The organism is Pseudomonas sp. IB20 (assembly GCF_009707325.1).
GTDB lineage: Bacteria > Pseudomonadota > Gammaproteobacteria > Pseudomonadales > Pseudomonadaceae > Aquipseudomonas.
This window is the reverse complement of record NZ_CP046103.1, coordinates 4,461,082-4,475,492: the sequence shown is the minus strand read 5'-3', so window position 1 is coordinate 4,475,492 and position 14,411 is coordinate 4,461,082. Positions and strand designations below refer to the sequence as shown.

Below are 14,411 nucleotides of genomic sequence, written 5' to 3'. Positions count from 1 at the left end.
GCTTTGAACTGCAGCGGGCGCAGAGTTTAGGCCGGGCACAAACACATGTGGGAGCTGGCTTGCCTGCGAAGGCGGTGGGTCAGTCAGCTTGGCCGATACTGACACACCGCCCAGCTTTGAACTGCAGCGGGCGCAGAGTTTAGGCCGGGCACAAACACATGTGGGAGCTGGCTTGCCTGCGAAGGCGGTGGGTCAGTCAGCTTGGCCGATACTGACACACCGCCTTCGCGAGCAAGCCCGCTCCCACATTTTGATCTTTGTCTGGATCATTGCCTGAAGGACCGCCATCGCGGGCGAGCCCGGCTCCCAGCTTTGAACTGCAGCGGGCGCAGAGTTTAGGCCGGGCACAAACACATGTGGGAGCTGGCTTGCCTGCGAAGGCGGTGGGTCAGTCAGCTTGGCCGATACTGACACACCGCCTTCGCGAGCAAGCCCGCTCCCACATTTTGATCTTTGTCTGGCTTTGGTTAGTAGTGATACCACTTCACTTCGAGCATCACTTCATTGACTGGCGTGGACAGGTGGCTGTACTCGCGCTGGGCGCTCAAGCGTAGGCCCAGGTTGCGCGACAATTCCCACTGCTGGTTCAGGCTGATACTGCGGCGCACTTCACCATTGGTGAAGAAATCACCCTTGGCTTCCACGCTTAAATTGCCCAGCGGGTTTTTCCACAGCACACCGGTATTGAACCCGGCAGCCGGGGAGATGGCTTCGCTGAAGTCGTTGTTGTGCTCCACGCGCACGGTGCCGAGGGCGAAGCCGAGCATGTCGTCGGTGAGTTGCCAGGTGCCGCCGGCGCCGCCGTTGACGTGGGCGACGAGGGTTTCGTCGTCGTGTTTGCCCGGTACGCGTTCCAGGCCGCCGGTCACTTGCCATGACCAAGGTTGCAACAGGGCGTTGCGTGGGGTCAGGGAACGGATGGTCGCCAGGTCCAGTTGCTGCAGCTGCCAGTGGTTGCCTTCGTACTGGCGCAGTTTCATCTGCAGGATTTCGATCTGCGCACCCAGCGGGAAGCCTTCGGTATTGTCGTTGAGGTCGTGATAGGCCATGCGCAGGCCGTATTCGCCAAAGGCCTTGTCGCCACGGGTGCCGATGCCGGCTTGCCAGGTGCGTGACTCATGACCGTTCTCAGGCAGGCCGGGACGTTCGACGTTGAGGTCGGGCGCAGGGTTCTGGTTGATCGCGCGCAGCAGTTCGAAGCTGCGTTGTGAGCGTTCGGTGTCGCGCTCCAGGCCATTGGCGCGGTAGCGGCCCAGGCGATAAGCGGCGTCGATGATCAGGGCTTGGCGGTCGCGAGGCAGGGCTTTAAACGTCGGTTCCTGCAATTGCTTCTGGTCATCGCTGATTTTCAGCACCCATTGTTGCTCGTCGCTATCCAGCGGCTTGGCGCGTTCCAGCAGTTCGCGCTCACGAGACGGGCGATAGTCGATCTTCTCGACCAAGCCTGCCTCTTTCACCGCTTTGACCGTGTCGGTGGGGATCGCGGTCAGCGGGAACTGCTCGGTCAGGCGCAGGCTCGGGCGGGCCACTTGCAGCAGTTCCAGCAGGCGGTAGGAGCAGTTTTCGTCGAAGAAGAAGTAGTCAAACTGGATCTGCTTGAGTTCCCACACGTGCTCGACCATGCGCTCGGTCTCGACTTGGGTGAGGTTCAGGCGGTATTCCCACAGGTCGCGGTTCTCGAGGCTACGGTATTCCGAGAGTTTTTCTTGGTACGGCACCAGGGCGAACAGGCCGGGATAGCCGCCCATCAGGCCTTTCCAGGCGTAGAGAATGCTGTTGTCGGAGCCTTCGATGTAGGCGCCGAAGTTGATCGCGTAGCTGAGCAGGGCGGTGTTGTTGCTCTGCACGTCGGCCTGGTCGATACGCAGCAGGGTGTGGCCGAACATCGACGACGGGCTGTTGAGGTAGGCCGCCGGGAAGATCATCACCGCGCTGTGCGGCGCGACGTCCTTGAACCATTGGGTGAATTCTTTGCAGTCCAAGGCGGGCAGGTCGGTCAGGTGCAACTGATCCTTGAGCCAACGGGTGCGTGCGGGGTAAACGCATTGGACGTGCTTTTCGCCGAGGCTGGCCGGGGCATACAACGCCGCTACGGTCGCCTGCAGTTCCTGGTCCGGATGGTGCGCGCCATCGGGGGCGAGGAAGAATTTTTTGTCGCTGACATAGCTGCGCCAGCCACTGATCTTGCCGGCTTCGTAATGGCCCAAAGACAGCCAGAACGGATCGTTGGCCAATTGCTGCAAACGTTGATCATCAATATGCGGGCCGCGTACAGCGGGGCGCAGGCGAAGAGTGCCAACCAGGCAAAGCGTTTGAGCATAGGGGCAACTTAAGTCGGAATTAGTGAGACCCAAAGGGGAGGCGGGTCCAAAATAGAGCCCGCGCCTCGAAAGGCGCGGACGGTCGAGCTTAAGCCTGGGTAGCGTATTTGGCCAGGCGGGTGTCGCTTTTCAGTACAGCCAGGGTGTTGTTGTGCACGTCGTCAGCGGTCACGTCAGCTTTGCTGAAGATCTGCTGGAAGTGCTCGTGAGTCACGGCAGCGAAGTGCTCGCGATCTTCAGGGGCAACGCCCAGAACCACGGCATAGGTGGTCAGTGCTTCGCCGTTGCCTTTGGCCATGTCTTCGGACAGCTCGTTCATCATGCCATTCATGGCAATCCAGGACTTGCCGCCGTAGGTCAGGGCGCTGTTGGTGTTACAGCCGTTGGTGCCGGAGGTCATGCCGAAGGTGGCGTTACCCGAGGTACCGTTGGTGGTGGAAGCCAGGAAGTGCGCTGGAGTACCGCGCTGGCCTTCGAACAACATGTTGCCCCAACCGCAGTTCGGGCCACCTGGTGCTTCAGCCATTGCATTGAGGGAGACGACGGTGAAGAGAGTACCAAGAAGGATCCGTTTCATAGCTTTGTTCTCTTTGTGTGCAAACCAATGGACAAGGGTTCAGGCACTTCATAGCGCCCTAGGGGCCAGTTATTAGTCTAACCCGCGCAGTTTGGAGTTTAGGCACGTTCCAGGGGTTGGCGGTTTTAAACAATCAGTGTTTTTGTGCAGAGCTGCCGCGATTATTTTGTAAGACCTGTCCCCTGGCTATGCTTTCCCAAAGTCGCGCCTTGCCAGAGCGCGTAACCGGGAGCCAGAATGCCGTCATCTGCCCCGCCTGATGTAAGGAAGCCCGATGCCTGATCCTGTTGCTGCCAGCTTGCGTCTAGCGCCCGAAGCGCTGACTCGCCCTTTCTCCGCTGAACAGTTCAGCTTCTCGACCACCAATGATTTGGAGCCCTTTCGCGGTGTGCTTGGCCAGGAACGTGCGGTTGAAGCCTTGCAGTTCGGTGTGGCCATGCCACGCCCTGGTTACAACGTGTTTGTCATGGGCGAGCCGGGTACCGGCCGCTTTTCGTTCGTCAAACGCTACCTGAAAGCCGAAGGCAAGCGCCTGCAGACCCCGGCGGACTGGGTCTATGTGAATAATTTTGATGAGCCACGCGAACCGCGTGCCCTGGAATTGCCGGGCGGCGGCGCGGCGGCCTTCATCGCCGATATCAACGGTTTGGTCGACAACCTCGTCGCCACCTTCCCGGCGGTGTTCGAACACCCGACTTATCAACAGCGCAAAAGCGCCATCGACCGCGCCTTCAACCAGCGTTACGACAAGGCCTTGGACGTGATCGAACGCCTGGCCCTGGAAAAGGACGTGGCGCTGTACCGCGACAGCTCCAACATCGCGTTCACGCCGATGCTCGATGGCAAGGCGCTGGACGAGGCGGAGTTCTCGCAACTGCCGGAGGCTGACCGCGAGCGTTTCCACACGGATATTTCCGAACTGGAAGAGCGCCTCAACGAAGAATTGGCCAGCCTGCCGCAGTGGAAGCGCGAGTCGAATAACCAACTGCGTCAGTTCAACGAAGAAACCATTACCCTGGCTCTGCAGCCTTTGCTGGCGCCGCTGTCGGAAAAGTACGCGGAAAACGCGGCGGTCTGCGGTTACCTGCAGGCCATGCAGGTGTACTTGCTCAAATCCGTGGTCGAGCAGTTTGTCGACGACGCCAAGACCGACGCCCAGGCGCGCAAGCTGCTCGAAGAGCAATACTGCCCGAGCCTGGTGGTGGGCCACTCGGTCAACGGCGGCGCGCCGGTGGTGTTTGAGCCGCACCCGACGTACGACAACTTGTTCGGCCGTATCGAGTACAGCACCGACCAAGGCGCGCTGTACACCACGTATCGCCAGTTGCGCCCGGGCGCGTTGCACCGTGCCAATGGCGGTTTCCTGATTCTGGAAGCCGAAAAAATGCTCAGCGAGCCGTTTGTGTGGGACGCGCTCAAGCGTTCCTTGCAGTCGCGCAAGCTGAAGATGGAATCGCCGCTGGGCGAGCTCGGCCGCCTGGCCACCGTGACCCTCAACCCGCAAATGATCCCGTTGCAGGTCAAGGTCATCATCATCGGTTCGCGCCAGCTGTACTACGCGTTGCAGGATGCCGATCCAGACTTCCAGGAGATGTTTCGCGTCCTGGTGGACTTCGACGAAGACATCCCGATGGTCGACGAGAGCCTGGAGCAGTTCGCCCAGTTGCTCAAAACCCGTACGTCGGAAGAAGGCATGGCGCCGCTGACGTCGGACGCGGTGGCGCGCCTGGCGACGTACAGCGCACGCCTGGCCGAACATCAGGGGCGTTTGTCGGCACGCATTGGCGACCTGTTCCAACTGGTCAGCGAAGCGGACTTCATCCGCCACCTGGCGGGCGATGAGATGACCGATGCCGGCCATATCGAACGCGCGCTCAAGGCCAAGGCCACGCGCACCGGGCGGGTGTCGGCGCGGATTCTCGACGACATGCTCGCCGGGGTGATCCTGATCGACACCGCCGGTGCGGCGGTCGGCAAGTGCAACGGGCTGACGGTGCTGGAGGTGGGTGATTCGGCCTTCGGTGTGCCGGCGCGGATTTCCGCCACGGTGTACCCGGGCGGCAGCGGTATTGTCGACATCGAGCGCGAGGTTAACCTCGGTCAGCCGATTCACTCCAAGGGCGTGATGATCCTCACCGGTTACCTGGGCAGCCGTTATGCCCAGGAATTCCCGCTGGCGATTTCGGCGAGCATCGCGCTGGAGCAGTCCTACGGTTATGTGGACGGCGACAGTGCGTCCCTGGGCGAGGCGTGCACCTTGATCTCGGCGCTGTCGAAAACGCCGCTCAAGCAGTGCTTTGCCATCACCGGCTCCATCAACCAGTTTGGTGAAGTGCAGGCGGTGGGCGGGGTTAACGAGAAGATCGAAGGCTTCTTCCGCCTCTGCGAAGCACGCGGCTTGACCGGCGAGCAGGGGGCGATCATTCCGCAAGCCAACGTCGCCACGTTGATGCTCGATGAGAAGGTGCTGAAAGCCGTGCGCGACGGGCAGTTCCACATTTACGCCGTGCGTCAGGCGGATGAGGCGTTGAGCTTGTTGGTGGGAGAGCCTGCCGGTGAGCCGGACGAGGAAGGGCAATTCCCCGAAGGCAGCGTGAACGCGCGCGTGGTCGAGCGTTTGCGCGCGATTGCCGAGATGATCAGCGAGGATGATTTGAAAGAGGCGGAGAAGGAGCTGGCGCAGCAGGCGTTGGCGGAAGCCAAACCGAGCTGATTTTTTGTGGTGGCGCAGTAAGTACGGGAGCTGGCTTGTTGGGCTAGCGAGCGTGTTGTGGCGAGCCTACTCGCCACAATTTTGACTCGGGTGTAGGAGACCAACGCGTGTTAGCGAGCGTGTTGTGGCGAGCCTACTCGCCACAATTTTGACTCGGGTGTAGGAGACCAACGCCCGTTGGTCCCTATAACCTTGGTTTGTACCGGTTTTCTTCTATTCTGAGTGCTAGGGATATCCACAGGAGTCGCAGGATAGAGACAGCCTTGCCCTGCGCGAGGTTGAACACCGATCTACCGAGGGTCGCCGCCATGTCGCGCAACCTTTGCCTTACCCGCCAATGCCTGGGCCTGGTCACCCGTATCGAATGCTCCATTCGCCCTCTCGCGGGGGATAACGGGATGTGGACGTTGTTGTTTGCCGCCGGAATGACCGGCGAACAGCCCGCCACCATCAAGTCCGAAGGCCCGTTTCATGGGCCCTTTGTGGCAGAAACCGTTCTGGGATCAATCGTCGAAAGCCTGACGCTGCACGGCTATGAGGTGGCGGCCGATCCGCAGATATGGTGCCTGCATATGCAGGCCCATCTGCGACAACTCAATGGCCTGGCTCGTAGGAACGATCGGCCGTAGGCGGCTATTTTGTCTCGGGCTTGTCCAGCTTTACCTCGAAACCGTATTGCACGGTGTCGAGGTCGGTGCGCTGGTAGCTTTCCAGGCTGGTCGGCTGGCCGTAGAAGTAATGCACATCAAACAGCGCCGTGCCGTACTCCTCGGCACGGTGGCTCACGCCGAGGATCTCCTTGAGGTAGTTGCCGCTCGCGTCCTTGGCGTAGAAGCGCCAGCTGTCGGCGGGAAAGTCTGTTTGATCGACGATCAGCGCGTTGTCCTTGAGTGACAGGCCTTTGGGCAGCTTGGCCACGTCAATCGTGGCTTTCTCGATGGTGGCCAGGAACAGCGGCACCGAGCCCACCACAAACGCTGGGGTTTCCGGGAACAGGTTGAGGTCGTACGTGAGCGTGCCGCTGCCCGCATTCAACTCAAAGGCCTCGGCTGGCAGCTCGATGGGCTCGCCGCGCTCGCCCTTGTCGTCCGCCGTGAAGAAGGTGATTGGGGCATCGCTGTTGTTGCGCTCGGCGCCAACCAGGTCGTCATTGAAGGTGAACGGGTGGTCAAACACGATCTTCGCGGCGCTGGAGTCTTCGGTCGATTGGCTGATGGTGACGCTTTTTTTCAGCTGCTCCTCAGTCATTGACGCATCTTTAAGCCAGCTGGCGGCGCCGTCGTCATACACGGTGACCGGCATCGGCAAGGCTTGCACGGTCTTTTGCAGGCTGTTCTTGTCGAAGCGCATCACCGGCAGGTCGAGGTCCTTGCGGGTGAGCGTGGCTTTGGAGAAGTCCAGCACGTTGACCTGCAGGTTTTCGATCAAACCATTGAAATACACCTTGGCGTAATGGCTGCTCTGTTTGTGTTCGAAGGCTTTCTGCTCGTCGGTCAGTTGTTTTTCAAAGGCGTCTGACCAAGCCGTCTGCTTTTGCATCTCGGCCAGTTGCTTCTTGTAGAACGCCACCTGCTCGGCGTTTTCGTTGATCGAGCCCGAGCGGGTGAGAAATTGCCCCGTGCTGTCGCGTGCCTGCACCAGCAATGGGTTCGGCGAGTCGTCGCCGACTTCCGGCGCCAGCGGCTCGCTGTTGGTCAGTTCGATTTCGGCGTAGTTTTTCTCAAGCAGCAGCAGGTTGAGCGTGATATTGCCCTCGGTGCGTTTGTGGCCCACGTCTTTTTTCGACAAGTCGAACGTTAGCACCTTGCCGGGCGCAACCACCTCAACCGCGCCCTTGAGGCTGACGGGCTGTGGCTGGCTCTTGTTCTCGGTCTCCAAGCCCTCGATGAACGGGTAGGTTACCGTCAGGTCATCGGGGTTGGTCAGGTTGGAGCTGCTCGGGCTCAGTTGGATGCCCGGGTCGGTTTCCGACCATTCTGGCTGGAAGGGGATGACTTTGTTGTTGCTCAGGGTCACCGACTGCCATTCCAGGCCGTGGGTAAAGGGGAACTGGTCCGGGGTGTTGAAGTTGAACGGGGAGACCGGTTGCAAATCCGTCAGGTAGTCGGAATGCGAGGCTTTGCGCAGCACGAACAGGCCATTGATGTAGGTATCCACCAAGGCTTGGGGCGTGGGGTAGTGCTTGAGCAGCGCCAGGGTGTCTTCACCGTATTCGGCGTCGATTGGCTTAACGGCGAGCTTGGTCTGCGCGCGTTCCAGCAACAGTAGCGAGCCACCGAGGTCGGCGATGGCGTCGCGCAGTTTGGGGTCTTCAATGGCGTCCAGCGATTGTTCGAACTTCGCGGTTTTCTCTTCGAGGGTGGCCTGCTTCTGCTCTTCTTTGGGGGAGCAGCCGCTGGCCATCAGCAACACCGCACACAGGCCGACAGTGGCCAAAGGGGATCGCACATCCATCATCTGAGTTTTCCTGTTCCACAGCATCGAGCTGATTTGATGGGCTCGACACTAGCAGAAAAATTCTCTCACAGATGCCGTCCGGGTCAGTTTTCTCACGGATACAGGTGTTTGGTAGCGGCTGATATACTCGCGGCCATTTTTAGCCTAGCTGTGTGAGATCCAATGGAACGCTTTATCGAAAATACTATGTACGCCTCACGCTGGCTGCTGGCGCCGATCTATTTGGGGCTTTCCCTGGGCCTGCTGATTCTGGCGCTGAAGTTCTTCCAGGAAATCATCCACGTTATTCCGAATATTTTTACCATGCTGGAAGCTGACGTCATCCTGCTGCTGTTGTCGTTAATCGACATGGCGCTGGTCGGCGGCTTGCTGGTGATGGTGATGATTTCCGGCTACGAGAACTTCGTCTCGCAGCTGGATATTGACGATAACAAAGAAAAGCTCAACTGGCTGGGCACCATGGACTCTTCATCGCTGAAGATGAAAGTGGCCGCCTCCATCGTGGCGATTTCGTCCATTCACCTGCTGCGCATCTTCATGGACGCCAAGAACGTCGATCCGCAGCATTTGATGTGGTACGTGATCATCCACATGACCTTCGTGATCTCGGCGTTCGCCATGGGTTACCTGGACAAGCTCACCAAGCACTGATGCTTTGCACCGGCCTTACTGCTCGACGAAGTAGTAAGGCTGGCGACCGATTGCCATCTGCTTGATCACGTTGACCTTCTCCGCCAAGTCGTCGGGGCGGTCCAGCAGCGCGATGTTGCCGGGCTTGGCGGCGAGAAAACTGCGCAGCTCCTCTTCGCTTTGCAGGATCGGCAAGTAGGCCTGCAGGTAGAACACACTGGCCCCGGCGATGCGCTCGTTGGGCTGAAACAACACCACCGCTTTGCCTTCGGTCTGAAAGGCCTTGGCCTGGCTGATCACCGGTACGAAGGACTCACGTTTGTCGGCCTTGGGGGCAAACCAGAAGGCGGCTGTCATGTAGCTGACGATCAGCAGCGCGAACACGCCGCTGATCACGCCGCGGTGATACCGGAACAGCGCCGGTTTGTTCGCTTTGAGCCACGTCAACAACACCCCAGCGTATTCTGCTGCGAGTACGGCGGCAGCGGGTGTGAGTGCCATCAGGTAGACGGTACGCTTGCTCGAAGCCAGGGTCAGTAACGTGAACTGCGCCACCAGCCACACGCTGAAAAACAGGCGGTAGCGGTTACGCACCAGGCTTTTGCGGAAGTGCCAAAGGCCCAGGTACACCAGAATGTTCCAAGGCAGGAACGCCTCGGGCAGCTTCGCGATGTAGTAATAGAACGGTTCGTAATGCCCAGCCTCGACAAACGAGCCGCTGAAGCGCCCGACACTGTTGGTCCACAACACTTCGGCCACCGCTTGCATGCCACCGCGCTGGAACAGAAAGCCCAGCCAGATCAGCAGCGGCACCAGTGCCAGCAGGGTGAACAGCGCTGGCTTGAGCCAGTCGCCGATGCGCAGGCGTTTATCCAACAGGCTGGTGCTGAGCAGGTACACAAAGATCACAATGCCCGGCATCGCCAAGCCCAGTACGCCTTTGCTCAGGGTGGCGATGACCATGCCGACGGTAAACAACGCCCAGGCCCAAACGCTGGAACCTTCGCGATCGGGTCGCACGGCCTGGTAAAACCCGAGCAGCGCGGCGGTCACGCCGAGGCTGAGCAACGAATCCTCACCCACGCCGCGCACGTTGCCCCAGTAACTGGCCATGGTCGCCAGGATCAACGCCGCGCAGAACGCCATCGTCTGCGGTCGCCCGAACTTGCGCAGCATCCCGTAAAACAGCATCACGCTGAACAGCCCGGCAAACGCCGACGCTAGGCGCACGGCCCAGGTGGTGCCGCCAAACAGCCGAATCGCACCGGCGTCCAGCCATAGGCTCAGGGGCGGCTTTTCCAGGAAAGGTTCACGAAACAGACGTGGGATCACCCAGTCATTGTCCAGGTGCATGGCCATGGCGATCCCGGCGACGCGGGCTTCGGTGGAGCCTTGCAGCTCATGGCTGCCCAAGGCAAAGAAGAACAACACAGCAACGAGAAGGAGCAGCAGAGGAACGGGGCGCGTCATGGGTTCTGGCTACCGAGCAGGGGACCGCTCGGGGGAGCGGCCATGTTGATCGGTCAGTATATGTATCCGTTTCTTAACATTTCGTGAACGAGTGTGGGGTTTTTGTAAGGCGGCCAAACCCGCTGCTCAGGGCAGTTTCAAGCTGGGTAACGCCGCTTTGCCTTGCTCGGTCAGTACCGGCTCCAATTGCTCCCAGGTGAAGCTCAAGTCGTTGTCGCAGCCATCTCCCGTGGCGCGGGTGGAGAGTTGCAGGCCTTGGGTGTTGAAGCTCAAGTCAAAGGAGGAATAGCTGGTGATCGCCGGGCAGCCCTCATCGGTGGCGGTTTGCTTGGCCAGCCAGGCGCTGAATGTGGCCGGTAACTCCACGTGGCCGGAGTAAGCGGAGTACCACTCCTGGCGCCCGCCGAGCCACGTCCACGGGTCAACACTTTCGCCGGTTTGCAGGTTCCAGGAATGCAGGCCCCAATTGATACCCCTGGCGCCGGTGCCCGCCGCCCAGCGGTAGAACCTGACGGTAATAAATTGCGACGACCAATACGTGGGCTCAACGTCGATTTCGCTGGTATGCGCTGAGCCGTTTCGACCGAGGTATTCGCGGCGCTCGTGAAAATAGTCAGCCTGATCCTCATCGCTGACGGCCAAGGCGGCGAGTTGCCGGTTGATCTTCTGAATCGCCGGGCCGTCGCCTTCTAGCTTGACGGTGACCTGAGCGCCTTGGGTCTTGAGTAGATACGCGTGGTTTTCGAAACTTTTCTTCTCGGTCTTGACCGCCAGAGGCGCGGCTTCCATGGGCGCGTTGTAGGCGTCGCTGCCGCAGCCGTCCGTGCTGATGCGTTGCAAGGTGAGTGGCAGCGGCTTGCCGCCCTTGGTTTTGCGCCAGCCGCCGGAGAGTGTATCGCCCTGGGGTTTTTGCAATGCCCAGAAACCGGTGTTGTCTTCCTCCACCCACGGCGCGTTATCGCTGGCTTGGGTCAGTTGAATCGGTGTGAGGATGCGTTGGTAGTAATAGCTGCCGTGCTCACCGTCGGCGCCGTTGAAACAGGCGGTGACAGCGGACTTGCCCAGCGTGCCCTGCCAGACGCCCGCGAGATCGGCGGCGGAGGCGAGCAAGGGCGTGACGGCGAGGGTAATGACAGCGAGGGGCTTGAACACGGGTATCTGACTTCCGGTTGTCTGATAAAGGCCGTCAGGGTAATGGGAAGTGTGGGGGGATTCCAGGGGGCGAGGCGTTGTGAGGCGGCTCGCCCTATTTCGTTTCTTAAGACTGAGGCGGTTCGCTGTGGAAGGGCTGCGTATTCAATACGCGGTTGATTAACAGCTCGCCGAGTACGATTAACTGCTGCGGAGTTGAAGCATGCCGTTAAATCAAGGGGTGTGAAAGGTTACACTTTTCGGCCTGTCAAAGCCGCTCGCTGATGAGCAGCGACGGGGGAAAGTCAGCGTTGTTGATGGGGTTTCGCCAGTTCACCAACAGCGCGACATGTTGAAGGAAAATTCCGAAGGCCCACCGGCCGGGCTTTCCAAACCCCAGAAACAACAAAACCCGCACTAGGCGGGTTCTGTCGATGCTTCTAATTGGTGGGCCGGGGTAATCTGAACAGGTCATATAACTTATTGATTTTAAACGAATTTACCGGTTTCGTTTTTCTATTGGAATGCCATTTGGAATGCCAACAGAGTTTGCTTGGTGCCGTCGAGCGAGTTGATGGGCGCTATTGCTATATCACTCATCTACCACTTGCTAGACATTGACCATAGATCTTGGGCTCATGATCTCATGCTTCGCCACAGAAGCACCGCAGGCCTAACTCTGCCCCCCTTAAAGTGGCTTAGAGGGAAGTCAGTCAGAACGATGCCCTCATGATCTTTCCACGTCGAAACCAGCCGCTTGCCAATGACTGCTCCTGGCCGACTGTTGCCTGTTGCCTGTTGCGACCGACGAGTAGGTTATTAATCAGCGGATCGAAACGACTTTTCTTTCCCTGTTTTCAGTTATTGCTGACACTGACAGATTGCCGGTAGCTGCTTCCTGAATGTGCTCACTCCACCAAGCCATCATTGGGCGTCTGCGTTCGATGTAATCCGCCCGGTTGTAAGCGCTCCGCACCTCGTCTTTGTCCACGTGGGCAAGTGCTACCTCGATCAGTTCAGGGTCCCAGCCGTGCTCGTTGAGAATGGTGCTCGCCATTGAGCGCAGGCCGTGGCTTACCAGGCGACCTTCGAAGCCCATGCGTTTTAGAGCCATGTTCGCGGTCTGGCTATTGCAGTGAGTGCGAGGATTGCGGTCTGCAGGAAACACGTATTCCCTGTGCCCGCTGTAGGGTTTGATTGTCTCCAGAATCGCCAGTGCTTGATCGGTGAGCGGCACGATATGTATGCGGCGCTTTTTCATGCGTTCAGCTGGGATCGTCCAGATACGCTTTTCTAAGTCGATATCGGCCCAGCAGGTAGTAGCTGCTTCTGCTGGACGTGTCATGGTGGTGAGCTGCCATTCGATCAGGCAGCGCGTAGTTCGTTTTATGCTGGCATTGGCAATTGCCACCATGAGTTCTTTCAGCTCATCCGGAGCAAGCGCTGCCATATTCTTCTTTTTCGGTTTCTTGAAGACTGCGCGAATCCCGCTGAGAGGATTTACGTCAATCAGTCCCGAGTTGACCCCGTAGGTCATGATCTCGTTGAGGCGCTGTGATAGTCGTTTTACGGTTTCAAGGCTGCCTTTGGTCTCGAGTGGCCGAAGCAGGTTGATGACTTTTAGGGGGCTGATGGCTGAGATAGGTGTGGTGCCTAACTCCTGAAAAACGTGCAACGTCAACGAGCGCCAGATGTCCTCAGCGTAGGCCTGTGTCACATCATCTTTTTTCCGCTCAAACCAGGACGTCGCCACATTCTGGAATGTGTGTTCAGTCGCAGCTTGTTTGGCTTGTAGTACAGCATCTCGTTTCTCTTTTGGGTCGAGGCCTTGAGCAAGAACTTCCCTCGCTCCAATGGAACCCTTTCTTGCCTGCGCTAACGAGACTTCAGGGAAGGTACCCAAGCCCATATTGATCCGCTTCTTCGTCACAGGGTGTCGATAGTTAAAGTTCCATAGCTTAGAGCCATTGCTTCTCACTCGCATTTGAAGTCCGCCGCCGTCAAATAGCACGTAGTCTTTTTCAGCAGGTTTGGCAGACTTGATTTTGAGTTCAGAGAGACGGGTAGCTTGAGCGCACATTGGCATTCCAGTATGAGTTTTGGCATTCCAAAAATTAGCACCTATGTGCTTGGAATGCCATTTGGAATGCCAGAAGATGTGGCTGCTGCTGGACGTTCATGGACGCTGGTGGAGCTGTAAGCCCCGTATTTACTGGATTGCAGGCACAAAAAAAGACGTCCTGGGACGTCTTTAGATGTATGGGTGGTGGAGCCGGGGGGATTTGAACCCCCGTCCGCCAGTACTCCGCTGTCGGTACTACATGCGTAGCCGTTTCTATTAAGTTAACCCTCAGCGACCCGAAGGGCAGGGTGCTTTGGGCGAGTTGTGTAAGTTTTAGCCGCTTCGTCCACAACGTACTGCACGGCGATTCTGTTCTATATGACAATCACTTTGGGTTTACAGACATCCCCTGGTGATTGCTGGACCCGAAGGTACCAGAAGCTCAGGTCTAAGGCTGCTTACGCAGCGATAGCGAATTCCTGGCCGTAGTTTTCGTCATTGGCAACTATAAGAAGTTGCAACAGTGGATTTACGAGTTCTGTTACCAACTCGGCATGCACCTAAAGTTTCGCGACCGGCGTCGAATCCTAAACGGCCCCGTGCTTGTAACTCGTTGTTTCTTAGTGAGTGACAAGCCTGTGCAGTGTACGCCAAACGTTCGCAGAAGGCCAACCCGAAGGTTGGCCGCGAGCTCGTCAGGGGCTTACTGGCCGCCTTTCTCGCTGTTCTGCAAGTCCTGGATGGCTTTGGAGGTGATCTCGATGCACTTCTTGTCATCGCCAGCCGCGTGGGCAGCCTTAGCCTGGGAGACGGCGGTGTCGATTTCGCCGCTTTTACCACTGGTGTCGGTGGCCAGTAGCGCTTTGCCGTTGTTGATTTTGTCCAGGTTGATTTGGCAAAGCTCGTCTGTTTTACCGGCTGCAAACACCGGGGAGGCCATCATCGCAGCGGTAATAAACAAGCCAGCAAGAGCGGAACGCTTCATAGGGTATCTCCTTGCGAAAAAGGGCTCGACGCTGCTGGCGTTCAAGGCCTGCCAGCGACATCACT

General features: G+C 58.4%; 9 protein-coding genes, 1 other RNA gene and 1 pseudogene. 3 read left to right on the top strand and 8 right to left on the bottom strand.

Annotated elements, in window-relative coordinates; all coding sequences use genetic code 11:
• Positions 1-467: 467 nt before the first annotated feature.
• Both GJU48_RS20835 and GJU48_RS20830 read right to left on the bottom strand, forming a co-directional pair.
• Positions 468-2,320 (bottom strand): annotated as a pseudogene (locus GJU48_RS20835) (Lnb N-terminal periplasmic domain-containing protein).
• A gap of 89 nt (positions 2,321-2,409) precedes the next feature.
• Positions 2,410-2,898, bottom strand: a complete 489-nt coding sequence (locus tag GJU48_RS20830; protein WP_094952935.1) for a DUF3015 domain-containing protein — start codon at positions 2,896-2,898, stop codon at positions 2,410-2,412.
• A 274-nt stretch (positions 2,899-3,172) separates the two neighbouring features.
• Here GJU48_RS20830 and GJU48_RS20825 point away from each other — a divergent pair, with 274 nt between their 5' ends.
• Both GJU48_RS20825 and GJU48_RS20820 read left to right on the top strand, forming a co-directional pair.
• Positions 3,173-5,611 carry a Lon protease family protein gene (locus tag GJU48_RS20825; protein WP_094953661.1) on the top strand — a complete coding sequence of 813 codons (2,439 nt, stop codon included), beginning with the start codon at positions 3,173-3,175 and terminating at the stop codon, positions 5,609-5,611.
• Positions 5,612-5,919: 308 nt separating this feature from the next.
• Positions 5,920-6,240: a PA4575 family protein gene (locus GJU48_RS20820; RefSeq protein WP_155296077.1), complete on the top strand. Its 321-nt coding sequence runs from the start codon at positions 5,920-5,922 to the stop codon at positions 6,238-6,240.
• Between the two features lie 4 nt (positions 6,241-6,244).
• On the opposite strand, the gene GJU48_RS20815 is transcribed toward GJU48_RS20820, so the two are convergent.
• Positions 6,245-8,068, bottom strand: a complete 1,824-nt coding sequence (locus tag GJU48_RS20815; RefSeq protein WP_094953663.1) for a hypothetical protein — start codon at positions 8,066-8,068, stop codon at positions 6,245-6,247.
• 162 nt (positions 8,069-8,230) lie between these two features.
• Between GJU48_RS20815 and GJU48_RS20810 the strand changes: the two genes are divergently transcribed.
• The gene (locus GJU48_RS20810) at positions 8,231-8,719 is read left to right on the top strand and encodes a TIGR00645 family protein (protein WP_094953664.1); all 489 of its coding nucleotides are present in this window, start codon (positions 8,231-8,233) and stop codon (positions 8,717-8,719) included.
• A gap of 15 nt (positions 8,720-8,734) precedes the next feature.
• On the opposite strand, the gene GJU48_RS20805 is transcribed toward GJU48_RS20810, so the two are convergent.
• The 5 genes from GJU48_RS20805 to GJU48_RS20785 form a co-directional block, all read right to left on the bottom strand.
• A complete protein-coding gene (locus GJU48_RS20805) occupies positions 8,735-10,168 on the bottom strand; it encodes an ArnT family glycosyltransferase (protein WP_094953665.1) in 1,434 nt (477 codons plus the stop codon).
• Between the two features lie 126 nt (positions 10,169-10,294).
• On the bottom strand, positions 10,295-11,320 hold the full coding sequence (locus GJU48_RS20800) for a hypothetical protein (RefSeq protein ID WP_094953666.1): 1,026 nt from the start codon (positions 11,318-11,320) through the stop codon (positions 10,295-10,297).
• Positions 11,321-12,122: 802 nt separating this feature from the next.
• Entirely contained in the window at positions 12,123-13,379 is a 1,257-nt protein-coding gene (locus GJU48_RS20795) for an integrase domain-containing protein (protein WP_094951693.1), read from the bottom strand.
• Positions 13,380-13,563: 184 nt separating this feature from the next.
• Positions 13,564-13,960, bottom strand: a transfer-messenger RNA (tmRNA) gene (ssrA, locus tag GJU48_RS20790).
• Between the two features lie 104 nt (positions 13,961-14,064).
• Positions 14,065-14,346, bottom strand: coding sequence for a hypothetical protein (locus tag GJU48_RS20785; protein ID WP_094951694.1), 282 nt, complete (start codon positions 14,344-14,346; stop codon positions 14,065-14,067).
• Between the last annotated feature and the right edge of the window lie 65 nt (positions 14,347-14,411).